Source organism: Hafnia alvei (genome assembly GCF_900095695.1).
GTDB lineage: Bacteria > Pseudomonadota > Gammaproteobacteria > Enterobacterales > Enterobacteriaceae > Hafnia > Hafnia alvei_B.
On sequence record NZ_FMIQ01000008.1, the window covers coordinates 1 to 23,601 of the forward strand.

The window sequence follows — 23,601 nt, forward strand, 5'->3', positions numbered from 1 at the left end:
AATCAAAAATTCGATTAATGGATGAATTTCATTCATTACCTGCTTTTATATTCATCAAACATAAAAAAGGCAGCCAATTGGCTGCCTTTCTATCTTTCTTTCTATATCACTATCTAGAGCCTTTAGAACGTCTCTATTACCTATTATTGTTTGGCAACGATTTGTTCATCAGCAACATCTAGCGTGATGTCTTTACCCGGAATCAGTTTTCCAGACAAAATTTGCTGGGCCAGCGGGTTCTCGATTTCCTGCTGGATAGCGCGTTTCAGCGGACGAGCCCCATAGACTGGATCGAAGCCCGCTTTTGAAAGCTGTTCTAATGCCGCATCGGTGATGGTTACGCTGTAGCCTTTCTCTTCGAGACGTTGGTACAGACGTTCCAGCTGAATCCGCGCAATCGCCTTGATGTTTTTCTGATCTAATGGATGGAACACAACGGTTTCATCTATACGGTTAATGAACTCAGGGCGGAAGTGGTGTGACACCACGCTCATCACCAACTCTTTCATTTCACCATAATCGAGCTGACCGAAACGATCCTGAATCAAATCAGAGCCAAGGTTTGAGGTCATAATGACCACGGTATTACGGAAATCGACCGTTCTGCCCTGCCCATCTGTCAGCCGTCCATCATCTAATACCTGCAGCAAGATGTTGAATACATCCGGATGTGCTTTTTCCACTTCATCTAACAAGATGACCGAATAAGGACGACGGCGTACAGCTTCAGTTAAGTAGCCACCTTCTTCATAACCGACATATCCAGGAGGCGCACCCACTAAACGTGACACGGAGTGTTTTTCCATAAACTCGGACATGTCGATGCGCACCATTGCGTCATCGCTATCGAACAAGAAGTTTGCTAGCGCTTTGCACAGCTCCGTTTTCCCCACGCCGGTTGGTCCTAAGAATAGGAAAGAACCAATTGGGCGGTTTGGATCAGACAACCCAGCACGGCTACGACGAATCGCATTCGAAACCGCTTCTACTGCTTCATTCTGGCCGATAACACGCTCATGCAGATCGTCTTCCATGCGCAGTAGTTTCGCGCGCTCGCTTTCTAACATGCGTGATACTGGAATCCCTGTCCAACGTGCCAGCACTTCTGCGATTTCAACGTCGGTGACTTTATTGCGCAGCAGCTTCATCGTCTTACCTTCAGACTGCGTCGCTGCTTCTAACTGTTTTTCCAAACCAGGCAACTTGCCGTATTGGATTTCAGACATCTTGGCTAAATCACCGACACGACGAGCCTGCTCAAGCGCAATCTTCGCCTGTTCGATTTCAGCTTTGATATTCTGCGTACCGCTGAGTGAAGCCTTCTCGGCTTTCCACTCTTCTTCCAGTTCAGAATATTCACGCTCTTTATGCTCTAATTCTTCGTTGAGCATCTCTAAGCGCTTTTTACTGGCTTCATCAGATTCTTTATTCAGAGCCTGCTGTTCAAGTTTGAGCTGAATAATACGGCGCTCCAAGCGATCCAACGATTCTGGCTTAGAGTCCATCTGCATACGAATGCTCGATGCAGCCTCATCGATAAGGTCAATCGCCTTATCGGGCAGCTGACGATCCGCAATATAGCGGTGCGACAAATTCGCAGCCGCAACAATAGCAGGGTCTGTGATCTGCACGTGATGATGCAGCTCGTAGCGCTCTTTCAGCCCACGTAAGATCGCAATGGTGTCTTCTACCGTAGGCTCTGCTACGAATACTTTTTGGAAACGACGCTCAAGCGCAGCATCTTTCTCTATATATTGACGGTATTCATCCAGCGTAGTCGCACCAACGCAATGCAACTCTCCACGGGCTAATGCTGGTTTCAGCATATTCCCCGCATCCATTGCACCATCGCCTTTACCTGCGCCAACCATGGTGTGCAACTCATCAATAAACAGAATGACGTTACCTTCCTGTTTTGATAGATCGCTTAATACGGCTTTCAGTCGCTCTTCGAATTCACCACGGAATTTAGCCCCAGCGATCAGTGAGCCCATATCCAAGGAGAGAACGCGTTTGTTCTTCAGTCCTTCTGGAACTTCACCGTTGATAATTCGCTGTGCTAAGCCTTCAACGATAGCGGTCTTACCGACCCCCGGTTCACCAATGAGAACAGGGTTGTTTTTGGTACGGCGCTGCAATACCTGAATAGTACGGCGAATTTCTTCATCACGGCCGATCACCGGATCGAGTTTGCCTTGTTCGGCACGCTCGGTCAGATCGACAGTGTATTTTTTCAATGCCTGACGTTGATCTTCGGCATTTGCATCATCCACTTTCTCACCTCCACGCATCTGCTCAATGGCGGTACTGACTTTCTGAACGCTGGCACCTGCGGCTTTCAAGATATCGCCCAAATTGCCACGATCTTCTAACGCCGCAAGTACAAACAGCTCAGACGAGATAAAGGTGTCATTACGTTTTTGTGCCAGCTTATCGCATAGGTTCAGAACACGAATCAATTCGTTCGATGGCTGAACATCCCCACCAGCGCCTTCAACCTGCGGCAAACGGGAGATAGCTTGTTCAAGCTCCTGACGTAAGCTCGCGGTATTAACACCAGCAGAGGTTAATAATGGTCGAACCGTGCCCCCATCCTGATTGAGCAGCGCGCTCATCAGATGTACCGGCTCTATAAATTGGTTATCACGCCCAAGTGCGAGTGACTGGGCGTCAGCGAGGGCAAGCTGGAACTTACTTGTTAAGCGATCCAGACGCATAATTCCTCCAAGATGTATCAAAGTTTCTACTGAAGAATATGTAAGGTCTACTCAACACTTTTCAAGGTCAATTAGCACGAAAATGACTACTTTTTGTTATGAGTCAAGTGGCAAACATTAAGTACAGTTTGTGGAAATGAGGATAAGTGAATAACAAAAGCCTTAAAAAATAAGGCTATCGAAACCAAATCAGCGCCGCCATTCGCCCGGTAACGGGTTCTCGACGATAAGAGAAGAAACGCGATTTATCGCTTACGGTGCAGAGATCGCCACCTGATATCGTCTGAACACCAGCACGACATAAACGTAAACGAGCCAACTTATAAATATCAGCTAAATATTTGTCGCCATACTCAGCAAAAGCCCGTTCTGCATTGGCATCTTGCTCAATGAACTTTTCGCGGACCTCGCCCCCGACTTCAAAAGCAGTCGGGCCAATCGCAGGGCCGAACCAAGCAAGAATATCTTCTGGAGACGAATCAAAGCATGCCAACGTTTGTTCCAATACACCGTCACATAAACCGCGCCAGCCAGCATGTGCAGCGGCAACTTCAGTTCCCTGACGATTGCAAAAGAGAACAGGCAAGCAGTCAGCGGTCATCACCGCACAAACCTGCCCAGCGATATTAGTATAGGAAGCGTCGGCCTGATTATCAGCGCGATCGCTATTCTCATCTAAATGCAAAACACGAGTGCCATGCACTTGCTCTAACCAGAATGGTTCCGTTGGTGCAGCGGCAATATTTTTCAACCGGCGGCGGTTCTCTGCCACCACTGCGCCATCATCACCAACGTGCGTCCCTAGATTTAAAGCATCGTAGGGATGAACGCTAACCCCACCCTTTCGGGTGGTGTTAAAAGCAACAACGTTGTTTGGTGCTGGCCACAAAGGTGTGATCAACACACTCATAGCCAATCCATTTCGTCTTTGAACTCTTCAGTATCGGCCTGCAATGCTGAAATCAAATCAACCATATCCTGAGGCAATGGCGCATGCCATTCCATCTGAATACCGCTGATTGGGTGGTATAAACGCAGCATCGTTGCATGCAGCGCCTGACGATCAAAGCCACGCAAAATGGTAATAAACTCTTCCGATGCACCTTTTGGTGGACGAGGACGGCCACCGTATAACGGATCGCCTACCAGCGGATGGCTAATATGCGACATATGCACACGGATCTGGTGAGTACGGCCAGTTTCCAAACGCAAACGCAAACGTGTATGAGCACGGAAATGCTCCATAATACGGTAATGCGTCACCGCAGGTTTCCCCATTGGGTGAACAGCCATGTGAGTACGTTTGGTTGGATGGCGTGAAATAGGCTCTTCCACCGTTCCGCCCGCCGTCATGGTACCAATGGCTACCGCTTCATATTCACGCGTAATTTCGCGCGCCTGTAGCGCTTCAACCAAGCGTGTCTGGGCAGGAACGGTTTTAGCCACCACCATCAGACCCGTAGTATCTTTATCCAAACGATGAACAATACCCGCACGCGGCACGTCCACAATTTCAGGACAGTAATACAGTAAAGCATTCAGGATCGTGCCATCAGGATTACCGGCTCCTGGATGAACGACTAAGTCACGCGGTTTATTGATCACCAAAATATCGCTATCTTCATAAACGATATCTAATGGAATATTCTGCGGTTCCCAGCGAGCTTCTTCCTCAATTAGCGCATCAATGGCAATTTCTTCGCCACCGAGCACTTTTTCTTTTGGCTTGTTGATAATTTTCCCGTTAACCTTGACGCGATCGTCAAGGATCCACTCTTTTATACGAGATCGTGAATAATCAGGGAACAATTCGGCCAAAGCCTGATCTAAACGATGACCAAGCTGTGATTCCGTCACCGTTGCGGTTAGTTCTACTTGTTGTGCCATATGGGTTTCTTTCGTTAACGTTGGGTTTTCTCGGCGTTGCCGTTTAAAATAATGTGCTATTGTAGCTGGTCTTTGTCGGGAGCTTAACGGAGAGTCTCCCGGAACAACACAAAAAGGGTAATCAAAACGTCATGACGCGTATGAAATATCTGGTGGCTGCCGCCACGTTGAGCCTGGCGCTGGCAGGTTGCTCCAGTTCCAAAGATGCGGTACCTGATAATCCGCCTTCAGAAATTTATGCTACCGCTCAGCAAAAGTTGCAGGACGGTAACTTTAAAGCCGCTATTACGCAACTGGAAGCGTTAGACAACCGCTATCCGTTCGGGCCTTATTCTCAGCAGGTTCAGTTGGATCTGATCTACGCCTATTACAAATCAGCTGATTTGCCAATGGCTCAGGCGTCTATCGACCGCTTCATGCGTTTGAATCCAACACATCCTAATATTGATTATGTCCTGTACATGCGCGGCCTAACTGATATGGCTTTAGATGACAGTGCACTTCAGGGATTCTTCGGTGTTGACCGTTCTGACCGCGATCCGGAGCATGCCCGTCAGGCATTCCGTGATTTTAGCCAGCTGGTACAGCGCTATCCAAATAGTCAGTACAGCGCAGATGCCACCAAACGCCTTGTCTATCTGAAAGACCGTTTGGCAAAATATGAGCTGTCCGTTGCACAATACTACACCAAACGCGGTGCTTACGTCGCTGTTGTTAACCGTGTAGAGACGATGCTGCGTAACTATCCTGATACTCAGGCAACGCGTGATGCATTACCGTTGATGGAAAATGCGTACAAACAGATGAACCTGACCGCACAGGCTAACAAAGTCGCCAAAATTATTGCTGATAACTCGGCAAAAGCGTAACAGCTCATCATATTTGAACAGCAAAAAGGCAGCCAGTGGCTGCCTTTTTTGTATCTGATATACAGGGTTGAGAAAAACAGAGCACAATAATGTTATTTTTAGGCCGTGGCAAAGCCGGAGCTTAGCCGTTTTTTCTGTCCCGATTTCCCCACTATGCTTGTTCTTCCTGTCTGACTCAAGCCCTAAATCGCCATGTCTTATTAAAAATCACAAATCGACTTATCTTTGCAAAAAGTGACAAAAATTCGTGATTTTAGTCTCACACTTTATTGAAAACGGCGTTATTCTAAAATTACCAAGACGGAAAAGACTGAGAGGTATGTATATGACAATTAGTATCACCAGTAAGCAAATGGAAATCACCACTGCCATTCGTCAACATGTCGAGGACCGTCTAAGTAAACTGGAAAAATGGCAAACGCATCTGATTAATCCGCATATCATTTTGTCTAAAGAACCAAAATTGTATGTTGCCGATGCCACGATTAATACGCCTAACGGACAGTTGATTGCCAGCGCAAAACATGAAGACATGTATGCCGCCATCAACGAACTGATTGCTAAACTCGAACGTCAGCTCAATAAAGTACAACACAAAGGTGAAGCGCGTCGCGCAAGTACCAGTGTCAAAGACGCTAACCTAGAAGAGGCCGACTTAGCAGAGGAAGACGTAGAATAAATCCATCCCCCAGTTACTCATCGACTAAACGCGCCAGGAGGCGCGTTTTTTGTTGACAGGCCAAAAGTAACACAGGTAAGTTAAGTTCTGGTTTTACTCTCATCGCTAACCACTACGACAGGCGTTTTACATGGCTCAATCTTTGTTTCTCTTCGCATTCTTTTTTACCTTCCCCTGATTGGGAGGCGTTTTTCCGTATAAAGAAAGCATGCGAAGAAAAACAAAAAAGCCTCCCAATCGGGGGGCTTTTTTCATTTCCACGCTTACAAACTCAACTTCAATACACTATAAGAAAGGCTCGATATGACAACAGACAACCCATTACTGGCATTACGTGAGCAGATCAGCGCTGTCGATAGCAAATTACTGGCGCTATTGAGTGAACGCAGAGAGCTTGCTGAGGCCGTTGCTCGAGCTAAACAAAAAAGTCACCGTCCGATTCGAGATAAAGAACGCGAGCGAGAGCTTTTGAACTCTCTGACCGAACAAGGAAAAGCGCTTAATCTTGATGGTCACTATATCACCCGCTTATTTCAGCTCATCATCGAAGACTCCGTCTTAACCCAACAGGCACTGCTTCAGCATCAATACAATCACACCACACAAAAGTCTGCTCGCATTGCTTTCCTCGGGCCAAAGGGTTCCTACTCCCACCTCGCCGCTCGCCAATATGCCGCGCGCCATTTCGAACAGCTGATTGAGTGTGGATGTCATCGTTTTCAGGATATCTTCAATCATGTCGAAACCGGTCAAGCAGACTTTGCCGTGTTGCCGATTGAAAATACCAGCTCAGGCTCAATCAACGACGTTTATGACCTGCTGCAACACACCAGCCTGTCGATTGTTGGCGAGCTCACCATTCCTATCGACCACTGCGTGTTAGTCACCGGCGAGACACGCCTCAGCGACATCAAAACGGTATACAGCCACCCACAGCCATTCCAGCAATGCAGCCAGTTCATTAATGCCTACCCTGAGTGGAAAATTGAATACTGTGAAAGCACCGCCGCTGCGATGGAGAAAGTCGCAGCGCTCAACTCACCGCATGCGGCCGCACTTGGCAGTGAGGCCGGTGGCTCGCTTTATGGCCTACAGCCACTGGAACAAAATCTGGCAAACCAGCAACAAAATATCACGCGTTTTATCGTTCTCGCGCGTAAGGCCATTGATGTCACCTCTCAGGTGCCAGCAAAAACCACGCTGATTATGGCAACGGGGCAGCAATCAGGTGCGTTGGTAGAGGCCCTATTAGTATTTCGTGAGCACAATATTGTTATCACAAAATTGGAGTCTCGCCCTATCAACGGTAACCCTTGGGAAGAGATGTTCTATCTGGATGTACAGGCCAATATCAATGATGCGGCAATGAAAGCGGCATTGAAAGATTTGCAAGCAATCACTCGTTCGCTGAAAACACTCGGGTGCTACCCAAGCGAAAATATCGTTCCCGTTTGATTCCTATGAAAAACGCAAAAGCCTGCATAAGTAGGCTTTTGATATCTAAATTATCGCTTAGCTATTTCCGGCTATCATTTGCCTGACGTAACAGCGCTCGGCTTTCCGCTTGGAAATGCTGGGCGTGATCACCAAACCAGTGTTCCACTTTTTTGAAGCTATCAATAAACGCCGCTTTATCATGGCTCTCCAACAGGGCGATAGCCTCACCAAATCGCTGGTAGTAACGTTTAATCAGCGCCAAATTATTCTCTGATGACATGATGATATCCGCATACAGTTGCGGATCCTGAGCAAACAGTCGCCCCACCATCACCAGCTCTAAGCGATAAATCGGAGACGAAAGCGCCAGCAGTTGTTCAAGCTGAACATTCTCTTCTGCCAAATGTAAGCCATAAGCAAAAGTCGCAAAGTGGCGTAGTGCCTGAATAAACGCCATGTTCTGATCGTGCTCAACGGCGCTAATACGATGGAGTCTCGCCCCCCAAACCTGTAGCTGTTCTAACAGCCATTGGTAAGCTTCCGGCTGGCGCCCATCACAATAAACCACCACCTGCTTTGCCAAACTGCCAACGTCAGGCCCAAACATCGGGTGCAGCCCTAATACGGGGCCACCGTGAGCGGCGAGCATAGCCTGCAACGGTTTATTTTTAACCGATGCCAAATCCACCAATAAACAATCATCAGGTAGCTTTGGTAAGCGCCCAATCGCCTGCTCAGTGAGATGAATTGGTACACTTACGATAACCATGCCCGCATCTGCACATAGCGCTTCAGCTTTCGGCCAATCATCTTGTTCAAGAATACGCACTTCATAGCCGGAGAGGTGCAACATTTTCTCGAAGAGACGCCCCATCTGGCCTCGGCCCCCAACAATCACGACGGGACGTAAATCCGGCTTTAAGCTTTTAAAACCTTTGTCGTTTTCACTGGAGTAAGACTCACGCATCACGCGCCGCAAAACATCTTCAATCAGGTCGGGTGGCACACCTAACAGCTCAGCTTCTTTACGGCGGGATGCCAGCATTGATGCTTCACGTTCAGGAACGTAAATCGGTAAACCATAGCGGCTTTTCACTTCTCCCACTTCGGCTACCAGTTGCAGACGGCGTGCTAATAAATCCAGCAGTGCCTTATCAACTTCATCGATTTGATCCCGCAATGCGGTTAGTTCCGCCACCATGATGCTTATTCTCCTGCGCTACGGCTGCGTAGCGTTGCGCCTAGTTTTTGATGCATATCACGCAGAAGCGTATCCGTTGTTCCCCAATCAATGCAGGCATCTGTTACCGAAACACCGTATTTCATTTCACTGCGCGGCTGCTCTGAGCTTTGGTTACCTTCAAAGATGTTACTTTCTAGCATAACACCAATAATAGACTGATTTCCGGCGCTAATTTGCTCAACTACTGACTCAGCGACCGCCGATTGGCGGCGGAAGTCTTTATTTGAATTGCCATGGCTACAGTCGATCATCAGCGCAGGGCGTAATCCAGCTTTTTGCATTTGGATTTCACACTCAGCCACATGCTCCGCAGAGTAGTTTGGCGTTTTGCCACCGCGCAAAATGACGTGCCCATGAGGGTTACCTTGAGTTTGCAGTAAACAAACCTGCCCTGATTGGTTGATCCCCACAAAGCGGTGCGCCATAGAAGCCGCTTTCATCGCATTGATCGCCGTTCCCAAACTACCGTCGGTACCATTTTTAAAGCCAACCGGCATCGACAACCCAGAGGCCATTTCGCGGTGTGTTTGTGATTCCGTGGTGCGAGCACCAATCGCCGACCAGCTAAAAAGATCGCCTAAAAACTGTGGTGAGTTAGGGTCTAATGCTTCGGTTGCCAATGGCAGCCCCATTTCAACCAAGTTCAAGAGCAGTTCGCGCGCTTTGATAAAACCAGCTTCAACGTCAAACGAGCCATCCATGTGAGGATCGTTAATCAAGCCTTTCCAACCCACAGTCGTTCTTGGTTTTTCAAAGTACACGCGCATCACGATGTACAGCTGGTCACGCAACTCAGCTGAGATGGACTGCAAACGACGGGCATAATCAAGAGCAGCATCAGTATCATGAATAGAACAAGGGCCACAGACAACCAACAGACGATGATCTTTACCTTCCAAAATATTCGCAATGTCCTGACGAGAAGCCGCAATCTGTTCTTGCAGCTGCGAGCTCAGTGGAAAGCGATTTTTTAATTCTTCTGGCGTGATCAGTATTTGTTCGTCGCTAATGTGCACGTTATTTAATGCGTCTTTTTGCATAATCATGATAGTACCTGCCCTTTATTGAGTGATGACGCTCGTGATGATTTGAATCTTTGCTGCTTGCGTGAGTGCGTCTGAGAACCACCATATCATGCCATGTAAAGTTTTCAACCCATTAGTGTAAAGAAATAATTACCGTAAACTTTACACTACACTTCTCAACAAAATTTGAGGCAACGCCCAGTTTTGCTATTGCCCTGCAGGCCGAGGGTTTAAGCATGATAAAATACTGATTACATCATGGAGGACACATGCTTAAAGTCATCATTGTTGACGACGAACAACCCGCGCGCGACGAACTTAATGAGCTATTAACCAAACACGCCAGTATTGAGGTAATAGCCCAGTGTAACAACGCGTTGGAGGCTATCCCGACTATTCATAAATTACAGCCGGATGTGATCTTTCTTGATATTCAGATGCCACGAATTAGCGGCCTAGAATTGGTCTCTATGCTCGATCCCGACACCATGCCGTACATTGTTTTTGTCACCGCATTTGATGAATATGCTATTCAGGCATTTGAAAAGCATGCCTTCGATTATCTGCTTAAGCCGATTGATAGCAGACGTTTAAGCAAGACATTAGAACGCTTACAAAAAGGCATCAATGTAAAACAAAATTTACAGCCTTTTAGCGAACCTCAGCTTAAGCACATTCCTTGCCATGGTTTAAATCGTATCTTTTTGCTTAAGCTAGATGAAGTCGAGTACCTGTCATCCGAGCTTAGTGGTATCCACGTCGTCGGGATCCACCAAAGCGGATATACGCAGCTAACGCTCAAAACGCTGGAAGAAAAAACCCCCTTTGTTCGCTGCCATCGTCAATATATGGTGAACGCGGATCGCCTCAGCGAAATTCAGCTTTTGGATAATGGCTCAGCCGAAGTGATAACTCACACGGGAAAAAGAATTCCAGTGAGCCGCCGCTATCTGAAAAACTTAAAAGAGCGCTTGGGAATTACCTAATAAATGCACTTTACTGTAAAGGTGGTCGATTTCATTTTCTCCAATAAAGGTGGCGTGATGATAAAAAATCATATCTTTATTTTGTGCCTTGCCCTTGCAGCCTGCACGCAATATCCGGGCGGCGTAGATAAAGGCTCAATGTGGTTTAACGCTGGTTTTGAAGATGCCAGTATGGGGAAAGTGGTGCGCGATAACGATACGCTGATTGAATGGTATGGGAATCCTGATGTTGATCGGGCGGCATATTTAGACGGTTACAACCATGGTACACATCAGCTGTGCCAATCTTTTGCTATTGAGCAATGGGGATCGCAAGGTAAGCCTTTTCCTGCCAGCTGCGACAGCGCCGTGAATATTGCAGAATTACGTTTTAAATGGCAGCAAGGGATAAATAAAACATTGCCAAGATAGTAGGAAACAATAAAAAGCAACACGTCAGAATAGATATGTATCAGTATGTTTATTTAGATCAATTTTATTTGAAATTGCTTCACTGGTTTTTATAAACAGAGATCTCATTCGCAGATTAGCACATAAAGCTCATGGATATTATCCCTAGTACTTTTGGGTTAATTTTTAAAAGGGAACTTATGATAACGCTACAATTTGCGATAATTATTCTTTGTTTATTACTGGGGACGCGCTACGGCGGAATGGGGCTTGGTCTCATCAGTGGGATTGGACTCTTCTGCTTAACCTTTATTTTCGGTCTTGAACCCGGTAAACCACCGGTTGAAGTTATTCTGACTATCCTTGCCGTTATCGGTTGTGCTTCTGTACTACAAACCGCAGGCGGCCTGAACGTTATGATGCAGTTTGCAGAGCGATTGCTACGCAAACACCCACAGCACATCACAATTTTAGCGCCATTAACGACATGGACACTGACTTTCCTCTGCGGTACCGGCCACGTGGTTTACACCATGTTCCCGATTATCTCCGATATCGCCTTAAAGAAAGGTATTCGTCCAGAGCGCCCGATGGCCGTCGCCTCGGTCGCATCACAAATGGCAATCACCGCGTCACCGGTCTCTGTCGCGGTTGTCTCCCTCGTCTCCATTTTGGGGGCAGCTCACGGAATTGGCCACGCCTATAGCATTCTAGAAATCTTGGCAATTTCCGTTCCTGCCTCACTCTGTGGCGTTATTGTTGCAGCCTTGTGGAGCCTGCGTCGTGGTAAAGACTTGGATAAAGATCCTGAATTTCAAGCAAAAATCAGCGATCCTAAACAGCGTGAATTTATCTATGGCACCAGCGAAACCTTGCTAAACCAGAAATTCGACAAGCGCGCCTACTGGTCTACATGGATCTTTTTCGCCGCAATCTTAGTGGTAGTTCTACTAGGTGCGTTCTCTGAATTACGCCCATCCTATGAAATGAAAGGCGTAATGAAACCACTGTCGATGAATCTGGTTATCCAGATGATGATGCTCATTGCAGGGGCCATCATCTTAATGGCCTGTAAGGTGAAACCTGCCGACATCTCAAGCGGTGCCGTATTTAAAGCCGGTATGGTTGCCATTTTCTCCGTATTCGGTGTGGCATGGATGAGCGACACTTTCTTCCAAGCGCATATGCAGGACCTTAAGCTTGTTCTAGAGGATGTGGTGAAGTCCCAACCATGGACTTATGCTCTGGTGCTGTTTTTAGTGTCTAAGCTCGTCAACAGCCAAGCAGCGGCGTTAACCGCGATTGCGCCAATGGGGTTACAACTCGGTGTCGATCCGAAGATGCTCATTGCCTTCTTCCCTGCTGCTTATGGTTACTTTGTTTTACCCACCTACCCAAGCGACTTAGCCTGTATTGGATTCGACCGGTCCGGTACCACAAAAATCGGTAAGTTCATCATCAACCATAGCTTTATCCTGCCTGGTTTTATTGGCGTAATAACCTCCTGTATCGTTGGTTATGTACTCGTCACATCCTTCATGTAGTTTTCAGGCTAACCGGTATTTGTCACAGCAAATACCGGTTCCTCCACAGGCTATTGTTCGCATATAAATAAAGAGCATAACCTGCTGGCGAAAACACAAAAAATAAGCTAAATGAACCCATTCTGAGCCAGCAGACGACCCGCTATAATGTGACGCTTGTCAACTTTGGCATTATCTCGTTACTGGAACCATCATGCTTTCTACACGCGCATACCGCGCAATGCCCCTGTGCCTGTCTATCTTGTCTGCTTTAACTAGCTCTGCTGCTTTTGCCGATACCTCGCTATTTACAGCGATGGATGATCCAACAACGGCGAAGAAGAGTTTCGACGGTAACGTTCAAGCAGGTTATAACTCTCAATCAGGTAACTCTGAGAGCTCGAACCTGCTGGCTAACACCACAATGACTTGGTTTAACCCTGAAACGGCATATAGCCTATGGGGAACGGCAAATAACACTAAATCAGGTGACACTCGTTCTTCAGAGAAATATCAGGCAGGCGCTCGTTCACGTTATAACCTTAGCCCTGACAACTATATTTTCGGGCAAGGCAGTTGGATCAACGACCGCTATGCTGGCTATGATTCCCGCTCAACAGGAACCTTAGGTTACGGCCGCCAAGTACTGGCAACGCCAGCGCAAAACCTGCGTGTAGAATTTGGTCCGGGTGTTCGTCACGACGAATATCATGGCGGTGGGCGTGAAACTCAGGCATTAGCCTATGCTGCTGGCAACTATGCTTACCAGCTGACTAAAAATACGCAATTCACACAGGGTGTTTCTGTTATGGCCAATGATGACACCACGGTCAACTCGGAAACCGCGCTAAACGTTGGGATCAATGACGACTTCTCTCTGCGTCTTTCATACAACGTGGTGTACAACACCGAGCCTCCGGCCAGTGCGCCAAAGAAAACCGACACGTCTACAGCTATTACCCTGCGATACAATCTGTAAAAATAACTTTATGACTCAATAGAAAAAGCCCGCTTAGCTGCGGGCTTTTTTGTGCCATTTGATCATGCGATAACAGCCATAAAAAAAGGGGTTAGCGCAATGCTAACCCCTTTAAAACTAATAACGTTTGGATGTTGCTTACGCTTTAGCGCCCAGACGCTCTTTGATACGAGCTGATTTACCGGTACGCTCACGCAGGTAGTACAGTTTAGCTTTACGAACGGCACCACGACGTTTAACAGTAATGCTGTCGATTACTGGTGAGTGAGTCTGGAATACACGCTCAACACCTTCGCCGTTAGAAATCTTACGAACAGTGAATGCAGAGTGCAGACCGCGGTTACGGATTGCAATAACCACGCCCTCGAATGCCTGCAGACGTTTTTTAGAACCTTCAACGACCCATACCTTAACTTCCAGAGAATCACCTGGACGGAATGCAGGTACGTCTTGCTTCATCTGCTCTTGTTCGATCTGTTTAATAATGTTGCTCATAATATGTCTCTTACCCTAGGTAAACTGATATATCGGGTCGTTCAGCCTTGATAAACAAGTCGCTTAAACGTTCCCTTCATGGTCTTGCTGTTCTAGACGATGCTCCTTACGGAACTCGGCCAACAGCTTCGCTTGCTCGTCAGTCAGAGCTAGGCTTTCTAGAAGTTCAGGTCTTCTAAGCCAGGTACGGCCCAGCGACTGCTTCAAGCGCCAGCGACGAATCTCTGCATGATTTCCCGACAGTAAAACCGGCGGTACCTCCATGCCTTCTAACACTTCAGGGCGTGTAAAGTGCGGACAATCCAGCAGTCCGCCGGCAAATGAATCTTCCTCTGCTGAAGCTTGATGACCCAAAACTCCCGGAATAAACCGTGAGACAGAATCAATCAGCGTCATGGCAGGAAGCTCACCGCCGCTAAGTACGTAATCTCCGATTGACCATTCTTCATCAATTTCGGTTTGGATTACACGCTCATCTATACCTTCATACCGACCACAAACCAGAATTAACTTCTCATTTGTTGCCAGCTCGCAAACGCCTTGCTGGTCAAGTTTGCGACCCTGCGGCGAGAGATAAATCACTTTCGCCCCTTCGCCTGCCGCTGCTTTTGCAGCGTGGATAGCTTCCCGTAAAGGTTGCACCATCATCAACATCCCCGGACCACCGCCATAAGGACGGTCATCAACGGTGCGATGCCGATCGTGCGTGAAGTCTCGTGGACTCCAGCACTGCACGCTTAGCAGGCCATTCTTAACAGCCCGGCTAGTTACCCCGTAATCAGTGATTGCGCGGAACATCTCAGGAAATAAGCTAACTATACCGATCCACATAACTCAATCCACATAGCGCCATACCCTTTCAACAACGGATGCTACACGCCTTCCAATAATTGGAGGTTAAAAACCAGGATCCCAATCTACTTCAACAATGCGAGTAGTGAGATCGACTTTCTTGATTACCTGCCCGTCGAGGAACGGAATCAACCGCTCCTTGAGACCGAATGCATCTTTCAGGTTTGCCTTAACGACCATTACGTCATTAGAACCAGTTTCCATCATATCGATGATTTTACCCAGTTCGTATCCAGCGGAGGTGACTACCTGGCAGCCCATAAGGTCTTTCCAGTAATAATCGCCATCTTCTAACTCTGGCAATTGCGACTCTTCCACTACGATCTCACGATTCGTTAGCGCATTCGCCGCATCTCGGTCATCAACACCTTTGATTTTGATAACCAAATCCTGATTGTGGCGCTTCCAGCTTTCTAGCTCGACATGCTGCCACTGACCAGCCTGCTGGATAAACCACGGCTGATATTCAAAAATGCTTTCGGCGTCTTCGGTGGATGAAAACACTCTGAGCCAACCGCGAATACCATATGAAGAACCCAGTTTCCCGAGTACCACGGGATTAGTAAGTTGTTTGCTCATTGTGACCACCGCAACGGATTAAGCAGCTTTCTTAGCTTCTTTGATCAGCGCAGAAACGCGATCAGAAACAGTTGCGCCCAAACCAACCCAGTGGTTTACGCGATCCAGATCCAGACGCAGAGATTCTGCCTGACCTGCTGCCAGCGGGTTGAAGAAACCAACACGCTCGATGAAACGGCCGTCACGTGCATTACGGCTGTCAGTTACTACTACTTGATAGAACGGACGCTTTTTAGCGCCGCCACGAGCTAAACGAATTGTTACCATAACATCCTCATTAGTTAATAGAACACCAGACCCCATCGAGGAACGGAGTCCGGTGTCTGTTGTTCTTAACGAACATAAAAGCCCGAAAATTTTACTCACTTTGGCGCGAAAAGCAACCGAAAGCGTACTTACGCCCCGGTTGCAGTTGCTAAAATAGGCAAAAGGAGGGATTAACGACCAGGGAATCCGGGTGGCATCATACCTTTCATGCCACGCATCATTTTCGACAAGCCGCCTTTCTTCATCTTCTTCATCATACGCTGCATTTCATCAAATTGTTTAAGTAAACGGTTGACGTCCTGCACTTGCATACCAGAACCCTGCGCGATACGACGTTTACGCGAGCCCTTGATAATTTCTGGGTTGGCACGCTCTTTCAACGTCATGGAGCTAATAATCGCCTCCATACGCACTAAGAGTTTGTCATCCATCTGAGATTTAACGTTTTCTGGTAGTTGCCCCATGCCTGGCATTTTTGCCAGCATTGAGGTCATCCCGCCCATGTTACGCATTTGCTTAAGCTGATCCATAAAGTCAGTGAGGTCGAAGCCGTCACCTTTCTTCAGTTTCTGTGCCAGCTTCTCGGCTTGTGCACGGTCAACTTTACTCTCAATATCTTCGATAAGTGACAGAACGTCGCCCATACCAAGGATACGAGAGGCTACGCGGTCAGGGTAGAACGGTTCCAGCGCTTCGGTCTTTTCACCCACGCCCAAGAACTTAATCGGTTTACCCGTAATATGGCGAATAGATAAAGCCGCACCACCGCGCGCATCACCATCGACTTTTGTCAGCACCACGCCGGTTAACGGCAGCGCTTCATTAAAGGCTTTGGCGGTGTTCGCCGCATCCTGACCGGTCATGGCATCAACAACAAACAGCGTTTCAACCGGATTAATCGCGGCATGAACCTGTTTGATCTCGTCCATCATCGCTTCGTCAACGTGCAAACGACCCGCGGTATCGACGATCAGAACATCATAAAATTTCTGTTTAGCATGCTGCAAAGCACGGCTAACAATCTCGATTGGCTTCTCTTTAACATCAGACGGGAAGAAATCGATGCTCACTTGCTGAGCCAAAGTTTCTAGCTGTTTAATCGCCGCTGGGCGATAAACGTCGGCAGAAACCACCAACACTTTCTTCTTATGTTTCTCTTTAAGAAACTTACCGAGTTTACCCACGCTGGTTGTTTTACCCGCGCCTTGCAAACCCGCCATCAATACAACAGCAGGCGGCTGTGCGGCGAGGTTCAGCTCGGTGTTCACTTCACCCATGGCGTTCGTCAGTTCGTTTTTAACGATTTTGACGAACTCTTGCCCAGGGGTCAGGCTTTTGTTCACTTCGTGCCCTACGGCACTTTCTTTAACACGATTGATGAAGTCACGGACTACCGGTAGCGCAACGTCCGCTTCCAGTAATGCCATGCGTACTTCACGCAAGGTGTCTTTAATGTTTTCTTCGGTCAGCCGCCCGCGGCCGCTGATGTTGCGCAATGAGCGCGACAATCGATCGCTTAAATTTTCAAACATTGTTTCTGCTCAACGTTAAGACTGGCCGTCAAGGCGACGACGTAGATGGCGGCGAGTATAACACGAAGATGGCACCTTTCTCCTCCTTGCTGCGCGGATTGGTTGGAGCGTGACGCGGCTAACGCTATACTGGCCTCATAATTCACTCTGCTAATGCTAAATTCACCATGCCTGCATTTGCCATATTGGCCATGATTACCTACTTACTCAGCCTCGGTTTAATCATTCCGAGCCTGGTACAAAACAACCGAGCCTATCGCCGCTTGGCGCTTTTGTTCGCCGCTATTGCGCTCATTAGCCACGCCGTTGCGCTTCAGGCTCGTATTTTTGATGTCACCACAGGGCAAAATCTTAGCTTACTGAACATTGGTTCGATCGTAAGCCTGATGATCTGTTTTGTGATGACCGTCGTCGCCTCACGTGACCGTGGCTGGTTTTTGCTGCCGATTGTATACAGCTTTGCCTTAATTAATCTCGGGCTCGCCAGCTTCGTTCCAGGCGAATTCATCACCCATCTAGAAACGACGCCGTCTCTGATGATTCACATTGGTCTGGCGCTGTTCTCTTACGCAACACTGATCATTGCTGCGCTCTATGCCCTACAGCTTGCGCTTCTCGACTATCTGCTGAAAAACAAAAAACTCACGTTTACCGCTGATATGCCGCCGTTGATGAGCATCGAACGCAAGATGTTTCATATTACGCAGGTCGGTGTTGTGCTACTGACACTCACCCTGTGCACTGGCATGTTGTACATGGATAACTTGTTCAGCAAAGAGAACGTGCATAAAGCCGTACTGTCGATTTTGGCATGGTTTGTCTATGTTTTATTACTGTGGGGGCACTTCCGTGAAGGCTGGCGTGGACGCCGCGTCGTATGGTTCAGCTTGCTGGGCGCATTTTTACTGACGATGGCCTATTTTGGCAGCCGTCTTCTTCAGGAAGTCATGGTAAACTAACTCCCCTCCTCTTTTTCGCTCACCCCGTAATACCACGGGGTGAACCGTTCAATCGTTATAAGGAACACCTCCTTGGAGCACGTCTCTACGGGTACACTGATTACCATTCTGGTAATTATGGTCATTGTCTCAGCCTATTTTTCTGCGTCAGAAACAGGGATGATGACACTCAACCGCTACCGCCTCCGCCATCTCTCCAAGCAGGGATTACGTTCCGCTCGACGTGTTGAAAAACTACTCAAACATCCCGATCGCCTGATCAGTCTGGTGCTCATTGGCAACAACCTCGTCAACATTTTGGCTTCAGCCTTAGCAACCATTGTCGGGATCCGTTTGTATGGAAACGCAGGCGTAGCCATTGCAACCGGCGTTCTGACCTTCGTGGTATTAGTGTTTGCCGAAGTGTTGCCAAAAACGTTTGCCGCGCTCAATCCCGAAAGAGTCGCTTTCCCAAGCAGCGTATTATTGCTGCCGCTGCAAAAAATCATGATGCCATTAGTTTGGCTTCTAAATGGCATTACTCGCATTCTGCTGCGCATGTTTGGTATCCGGGCCACGGCGCATCCGAGCGACGCGGTCAGTAAAGATGAACTTCGGTCTATCGTGAACGAATCCAACTCACAGATTTCGCGCCGTAATCAGGACATGTTGATTTCAGTTTTGGATCTTGAAAAAGTGACCGTCGACGACATTATGGTGCCGCGCAATGAAATCGTCGGTATTGATATCAATGATGACTGGAAATCAATCTTACGCCAGCTAACACATTCACCACACGGACGCATCGTCTTATACCGCGGCTCACTTGATGATTCGATTGGCATGCTTCGTGTGCGCGAAGCCTATCGCCTGATGATTGAAAAGAAAGAGTTCAATAAAGAGAACTTACTGCGCGCCGCCGATGAAATTTATTACATACCAGAAAGTACTCATCTCAGCGTCCAACTGCTTAAATTCCAACGTAATAAAGAAAAAATGGGCATCGTGGTAGATGAATACGGCGATATCAAAGGGCTGGTTTCCGTTGAAGATATTCTCGAGGAGATTGTCGGCGATTTCACCACGTCGATGTCCCCCTCTTTGGCAGAAGAAGTTATGCCGCAAAGTGATGGCTCTGTGCTGGTAGATGGAACCGCGAATATTCGCGAGCTAAATAAGGCATTCAACTGGACGCTTCCCGCCGACGGCCCACGTACTATGAACGGTATGCTGCTTGAGGAATTAGAAGATATTCCACTGCCGGGCGCTCACGTCAACATTGGCCAGTACCATATCCAAATACTCGACGTACAGGACAATATGATTAAGCAGGTCCGTGTTTCGTCAGTGGCACGTACGAAAGCGAATGAGGACAGCGAGCGCTATAGCTCGTAGGCTCGATTTATCCATTAAAAAAGGCGCATTCAGCGCCTTTTTTGTGTCTTGCGTTTAGAGAAAACGAGACTAAATATGCAGCTCAGCCAGTTTTTCTTTAGGCAGGGCGAGATCGTCGTTATGGTTAACTCCAACGCCTTTCTCTAGGATATGACGAGCAATTTCATGCGCTTCCTGCAATGAGTGCATGGAATAGGTTCCGCACTGATATTCATTGAGTTCAGGAATTTTACGCTGGTCAGTCACCTTCAGCACATCTTCCATAGCCGCTTTCCACGCATTAGCCACGCGAGACTCTTCTGGCGTACCAATCAAGCTCATGTAGAAACCGGTACGGCAGCCCATTGGAGAGATATCGATAACCTCCACGCCGTTACCGTTCAGATGATCGCGCATGAAACCAGCAAATAGATGTTCAAGAGTATGGATACCGCGCTCAGGCAAGATCTCTTGGTTCGGGTGACAAAAACGCAAATCGAAGACCGTGATGTTGTCGCCGTGCGGGGTTTTCATATTTTTTGCTACACGCACCGCAGGTGCCGCCATACGCGTATGGTCTACAGTGAAGCTATCCAGTAGTGGCATTTCGTCACCTCCTCATAAAAAAAATGAATTTTTTTTTGGTTTAATGAAACCTTTTCTAACTCAGCGAGTCTGAATATATGAAAGACGCGCATTTGTTATCATCATCCCTGCTACAGAGATGCTATTTTGGCCACAGGTATTGTGGCCTTTTTCTTTTCTAGCGCCCAGCGTGTAAATGCAGATACTCTTCAAACCCCATAGCACTCGGCATTGAATCCTGAGCTTCCATAGCGGCCTGACGTTTAATCGATGCTTCCACCTGCTGCTGTAACTGTTCTTCGGTTAACACTTCCAATGGCTCTGAGCTCAACTGTTCGCGATAACGTTCGGAAAGTTCACGACCAAATCCACCCACGCCTTTTTCTTTCATCTGCTCCAGTACCTGAGCAGAATAGGTCAATGAAGCATCTTCAAAACAGGCTACCAGCTTAGTGCAAACTTGCTGATATTGCTTATTCCCATTGATGCTATCTAATACTTCAGCAACGCGTTGTAAATCCGCAAACAGCTCCTTGCCTACTTTAGCAAGTGGCTGACGCTCAGTATCACAGCCAATACCAATAGTTTGGCCAGGCTTACGCCCTTCAAGGATCACGCGGTTCCAGTTTTTACGCGTACACAGCAGCTCATCGCTGCTCATTTCAGGCGCATCAGCCAGTACACACCAAATCAGGAAAAGATCCAAGAAGCGTGACTGCTCAGCATTCACGCCAATGGCCGTAAATGGATTGATATCCAGAGAGCGCACTTCTATATATTCAATGCCGCCACGCAACAGCGCATCGGACGGAGACTCATCGCCTTTAGTGACACGTTTTGGGCGAATCGGTGCGTAGAGTTCATTTTCAATCTGCAAAACGTTGGCATTGAGCTGGCGATAATGACCATCGACCTTTACACCAAGCTTAGCAAACTCAGGAGATGGTGTATGAATCGCTTTTTTCAGCGCGGTGACATAGTCAGGCAGATTGTTGAACGTGATACCCAAATCATTCTGCGATTTATTGGTGTAACCTAAATCACTCAAACGCAGCGAGGTCGCATAAGGCAGATACAGCATATGCCCATCGCGCTCGAATGGAATATTGGTCTCACGACCGTTCAAGAACGATGAACAGATTGCCGGCGAGGCACCAAACAGATATGGGATCACCCAGCCAAAGCGGTAATAGTTGCGGATCAGGCGGAAATATCCCGCGGAGATCTGCTCTTTACCACTTTCGGCATCTTCAACACCAGCCCATGCACGCCAAAAATCAATAGGCAGCGAGAAGTTATAATGCACACCAGAAATGGTTTGCATCAGCGCACCGTAGCGATTCTTCAAACCTTCGCGGTACAACGTTTTAAATCGACCAACGTTAGATGACCCATACTGCGCCAGTACAATATCTTCTTCTTTATTGATAAAGCACGGCATGCTCATTGGCCACATACGCTCTGAGCCCAAATTGCGAGCTACATAGCGATGAATATCCGTTAAGAAGGAGAGCATGTGATCGATGCTGGGATCGACTGGAGTAATAAACTCCAGCAAAGACTCGGCAAAGTCAGTAGTTATCCAAGGATGAGTCAACGCTTTACCCAATATCTCTGGGTGACCAGAAGCGGCCAATTGGCCCTCAGGCGTTACGCGGAGCGTTTCACGCTCAATTCCGCGTCGAATTCCGTTAAGGGCATCTGGATGCGACTCCAGCCAAGTCAGTGCTTTAGATACGTCCGGGATCAAGTCGACCTCCCGCTAATCAAATAATAACTGCCAGCATTCATGTTCTGCCGCTGAGCGTTTCCACTCTCGCTTATGACCACCATGACATACCCTGTAGCGTCAGCCATGCTAACACCACATAACGTACCGCTTTCCCAATACTGAGATAAAGCGCCACGGGTACCCACGGCATTCGCAGCCAACCTGCTAACACACAGAGTAAATCACCAATGATAGGCACCCAACTGAGCAACAATGTTACCGCGCCATAGCGTTGTAACCAGCGTAACGACAGCTGTAACCCCCGCTGCGGTTTCATGTCCGGCAGCAGACGACCAATGATGACATTTGTTAATCCGCCCAGAATATTGCCAACAATCGCTGTCAGCACTAACCACCACGGAGAAACCTGCCCCGCTAACAGCAAGGCAGTTAAAACAATTTCTGAATTTCCAGGCAATAGCGTCGCGCTAGTGAAGCTACTGGCAAACATAGCGCCTAATGTCAGGAGAGAACTCATTACAACTTGCGCACGTCAACCCACGCCATATTGGCGCTTTGAGCGGCTTGAATGCCAAAGTCAGCATCTTCGAACACAACACAATCTTTAGGCGCGACGCCGATAAGCTCCGCACAACGTAAGAATGTGTCTGGTTCAGGCTTATGCCGCTTAACATCATCGGCACCGACGATCGCTTGAAAACAATCACGCAGCCCCAAATGGCGCAACAATGCATCTGCCATCCGGTGTTCACTCCCAGTTCCCACTGCCATCGGCCTTTTGCCTTTATAGGCTCGCACCACATCGATCAACGGAAGCGGCGTTACGCTATCCAGTAACATGGCTTCTACCGCAGCCGTTTTCAATGCGGCAAGATGATGTGGATCCATATCTGCTTGGTTATTTTCTATAATGACCTGGGCAATACGCCAAGTTGGAGAGCCATTCAGTGCCACCATCGCATGTTCATCGTAGGTCATTCCGTATTGGGAAAGTACCTGCCGCCAAGCCAGACGATGCGTCGGCTCGGTGTCGAGTAGAGTGCCGTCCATATCAAAAATCAGTCCTTGAAAGCGATCGTACATTGATTGCAGCTCCGTAACGATGGTGAATATATGGAAGGTTACTTTAACGCAAAGCTATTACGTTGTCGCTCTGAGAGTTTCAGGAGGAATTAATTGAAAAGCCAATGGATATGAAGAAAAATTGAGCTGAAAAATACTACGCACAGTGGATTTTAGATAAAAAAAAACCCCGTCAATGACGAGGTCTTAAGATGACATATTTGGGAGGTTATTCGGCGCAAGCGCCTCACTCTCTTAGTGTCATCAGTCTCTCTGACTATCATACGACAAGGTATGTTACATCAGAAAAACCAAATATGGTGCACTCAGGAAGATGACTCAACGCAAGCGTTTCGCCCTGCGGGCCGTTGCTAAAGCAACGTTATCATCCTTTGTGCTACCGCCAACACTTAATCACTATGCAATTCTGCATCTGCGATAAGTATTGTG

23 protein-coding genes and 1 other annotated feature are annotated in these 23,601 nt (G+C 47.7%); of the genes, 9 read left to right on the forward strand and 14 right to left on the reverse strand.

Annotated features, from left to right (window positions below):
* Nucleotides 1–143: 143 nt before the first annotated feature.
* The 3 genes from clpB to rluD all read right to left on the reverse strand — a co-directional run bounded on the left by clpB (nt 144) and on the right by rluD (nt 4,604).
* Nucleotides 144–2,717 carry an ATP-dependent chaperone ClpB gene (gene clpB, locus BN1044_RS03795; RefSeq protein ID WP_072307624.1) on the reverse strand — a complete coding sequence of 858 codons (2,574 nt, stop codon included), beginning with the start codon at nt 2,715–2,717 and terminating at the stop codon, nt 144–146.
* A gap of 175 nt (nt 2,718–2,892) precedes the next feature.
* A complete protein-coding gene (gene yfiH / locus BN1044_RS03800; RefSeq protein ID WP_072307625.1) occupies nt 2,893–3,627 on the reverse strand; it encodes a purine nucleoside phosphorylase YfiH in 735 nt (244 codons plus the stop codon).
* A complete protein-coding gene (gene rluD / locus BN1044_RS03805) occupies nt 3,624–4,604 on the reverse strand; it encodes a 23S rRNA pseudouridine(1911/1915/1917) synthase RluD (protein ID WP_072307626.1) in 981 nt (326 codons plus the stop codon). Before rluD ends, yfiH begins: the two co-directional genes overlap by 4 nt.
* 131 nt (nt 4,605–4,735) lie before the next feature.
* Between rluD and bamD the strand changes: the two genes are divergently transcribed.
* From bamD to pheA, 3 genes are all read left to right on the forward strand, one after another.
* Nucleotides 4,736–5,473, forward strand: a complete 738-nt coding sequence (bamD, locus tag BN1044_RS03815) for an outer membrane protein assembly factor BamD (RefSeq protein ID WP_072307627.1) — start codon at nt 4,736–4,738, stop codon at nt 5,471–5,473.
* A gap of 325 nt (nt 5,474–5,798) precedes the next feature.
* The gene (gene raiA / locus BN1044_RS03820) at nt 5,799–6,152 is read left to right on the forward strand and encodes a ribosome-associated translation inhibitor RaiA (protein ID WP_072307639.1); all 354 of its coding nucleotides are present in this window, start codon (nt 5,799–5,801) and stop codon (nt 6,150–6,152) included.
* 129 nt (nt 6,153–6,281) lie between these two features.
* Nucleotides 6,282–6,407 (forward strand) — a sequence feature (Phe leader region).
* Nucleotides 6,408–6,455: 48 nt separating this feature from the next.
* Nucleotides 6,456–7,607: a bifunctional chorismate mutase/prephenate dehydratase gene (gene pheA / locus BN1044_RS03825; RefSeq protein WP_072307628.1), complete on the forward strand. Its 1,152-nt coding sequence runs from the start codon at nt 6,456–6,458 to the stop codon at nt 7,605–7,607.
* 61 nt (nt 7,608–7,668) lie between these two features.
* Here the strand turns inward: pheA and tyrA are convergent, their stop codons facing one another.
* Together tyrA and BN1044_RS03835 are read right to left on the reverse strand one after the other, a co-directional pair.
* Nucleotides 7,669–8,790, reverse strand: a complete 1,122-nt coding sequence (gene tyrA / locus BN1044_RS03830; protein WP_072307629.1) for a bifunctional chorismate mutase/prephenate dehydrogenase — start codon at nt 8,788–8,790, stop codon at nt 7,669–7,671.
* Nucleotides 8,791–8,795: 5 nt separating this feature from the next.
* On the reverse strand, nt 8,796–9,878 hold the full coding sequence (locus BN1044_RS03835) for a 3-deoxy-7-phosphoheptulonate synthase (RefSeq protein ID WP_282100176.1): 1,083 nt from the start codon (nt 9,876–9,878) through the stop codon (nt 8,796–8,798).
* 248 nt (nt 9,879–10,126) lie between these two features.
* Between BN1044_RS03835 and btsR the strand changes: the two genes are divergently transcribed.
* From btsR to BN1044_RS03855, 4 genes are all read left to right on the forward strand, one after another.
* A complete protein-coding gene (btsR, locus tag BN1044_RS03840) occupies nt 10,127–10,843 on the forward strand; it encodes a two-component system response regulator BtsR (protein ID WP_072307630.1) in 717 nt (238 codons plus the stop codon).
* Nucleotides 10,844–10,900: 57 nt separating this feature from the next.
* Nucleotides 10,901–11,254 (forward strand): DUF2799 domain-containing protein, encoded by a 354-nt coding sequence (locus tag BN1044_RS03845; RefSeq protein WP_081329534.1) that lies wholly within the window; start codon nt 10,901–10,903, stop codon nt 11,252–11,254.
* Between the two features lie 179 nt (nt 11,255–11,433).
* Nucleotides 11,434–12,777: an anaerobic C4-dicarboxylate transporter gene (locus BN1044_RS03850; RefSeq protein WP_072307632.1), complete on the forward strand. Its 1,344-nt coding sequence runs from the start codon at nt 11,434–11,436 to the stop codon at nt 12,775–12,777.
* A gap of 193 nt (nt 12,778–12,970) precedes the next feature.
* Nucleotides 12,971–13,735, forward strand: coding sequence for a DUF481 domain-containing protein (locus BN1044_RS03855; RefSeq protein WP_040047198.1), 765 nt, complete (start codon nt 12,971–12,973; stop codon nt 13,733–13,735).
* Nucleotides 13,736–13,873: 138 nt separating this feature from the next.
* Here BN1044_RS03855 and rplS read toward each other — a convergent pair whose 3' ends face one another.
* The 5 genes from rplS to ffh form a co-directional block, all read right to left on the reverse strand.
* The gene (rplS, locus tag BN1044_RS03860; RefSeq protein ID WP_004090612.1) at nt 13,874–14,230 is read right to left on the reverse strand and encodes a 50S ribosomal protein L19; all 357 of its coding nucleotides are present in this window, start codon (nt 14,228–14,230) and stop codon (nt 13,874–13,876) included.
* A gap of 63 nt (nt 14,231–14,293) precedes the next feature.
* Nucleotides 14,294–15,061: a tRNA (guanosine(37)-N1)-methyltransferase TrmD gene (trmD, locus tag BN1044_RS03865; RefSeq protein WP_072307633.1), complete on the reverse strand. Its 768-nt coding sequence runs from the start codon at nt 15,059–15,061 to the stop codon at nt 14,294–14,296.
* Between the two features lie 66 nt (nt 15,062–15,127).
* Nucleotides 15,128–15,661 (reverse strand): ribosome maturation factor RimM, encoded by a 534-nt coding sequence (gene rimM / locus BN1044_RS03870; RefSeq protein WP_072307634.1) that lies wholly within the window; start codon nt 15,659–15,661, stop codon nt 15,128–15,130.
* An 18-nt stretch (nt 15,662–15,679) separates the two neighbouring features.
* Nucleotides 15,680–15,928, reverse strand: coding sequence for a 30S ribosomal protein S16 (gene rpsP / locus BN1044_RS03875; RefSeq protein WP_025801540.1), 249 nt, complete (start codon nt 15,926–15,928; stop codon nt 15,680–15,682).
* Between the two features lie 170 nt (nt 15,929–16,098).
* Nucleotides 16,099–17,460: a signal recognition particle protein gene (gene ffh, locus BN1044_RS03880; RefSeq protein ID WP_025801541.1), complete on the reverse strand. Its 1,362-nt coding sequence runs from the start codon at nt 17,458–17,460 to the stop codon at nt 16,099–16,101.
* 167 nt (nt 17,461–17,627) lie between these two features.
* On the opposite strand from ffh, the gene BN1044_RS03885 reads away from it, so the two are divergent.
* Both BN1044_RS03885 and BN1044_RS03890 read left to right on the forward strand, forming a co-directional pair.
* Nucleotides 17,628–18,419 carry a cytochrome C assembly family protein gene (locus tag BN1044_RS03885; protein ID WP_072307635.1) on the forward strand — a complete coding sequence of 264 codons (792 nt, stop codon included), beginning with the start codon at nt 17,628–17,630 and terminating at the stop codon, nt 18,417–18,419.
* A 72-nt stretch (nt 18,420–18,491) separates the two neighbouring features.
* On the forward strand, nt 18,492–19,793 hold the full coding sequence (locus tag BN1044_RS03890; protein WP_072307636.1) for an HlyC/CorC family transporter: 1,302 nt from the start codon (nt 18,492–18,494) through the stop codon (nt 19,791–19,793).
* Nucleotides 19,794–19,862: 69 nt separating this feature from the next.
* On the opposite strand, the gene luxS is transcribed toward BN1044_RS03890, so the two are convergent.
* The 4 genes from luxS to yqaB form a co-directional block, all read right to left on the reverse strand.
* On the reverse strand, nt 19,863–20,378 hold the full coding sequence (luxS, locus tag BN1044_RS03895; RefSeq protein WP_072307637.1) for an S-ribosylhomocysteine lyase: 516 nt from the start codon (nt 20,376–20,378) through the stop codon (nt 19,863–19,865).
* A gap of 157 nt (nt 20,379–20,535) precedes the next feature.
* Nucleotides 20,536–22,107, reverse strand: coding sequence for a glutamate--cysteine ligase (gene gshA / locus BN1044_RS03900; protein ID WP_072307638.1), 1,572 nt, complete (start codon nt 22,105–22,107; stop codon nt 20,536–20,538).
* A 70-nt stretch (nt 22,108–22,177) separates the two neighbouring features.
* Nucleotides 22,178–22,606 (reverse strand): YqaA family protein, encoded by a 429-nt coding sequence (locus BN1044_RS03905; protein ID WP_025801546.1) that lies wholly within the window; start codon nt 22,604–22,606, stop codon nt 22,178–22,180.
* Complete coding sequence (gene yqaB / locus BN1044_RS03910; protein ID WP_025801547.1) at nt 22,606–23,172, reverse strand: fructose-1-phosphate/6-phosphogluconate phosphatase; 567 nt, start codon at nt 23,170–23,172, stop codon at nt 22,606–22,608. The genes BN1044_RS03905 and yqaB overlap by 1 nt, the downstream gene beginning before the upstream one ends.
* Between the last annotated feature and the right edge of the window lie 429 nt (nt 23,173–23,601).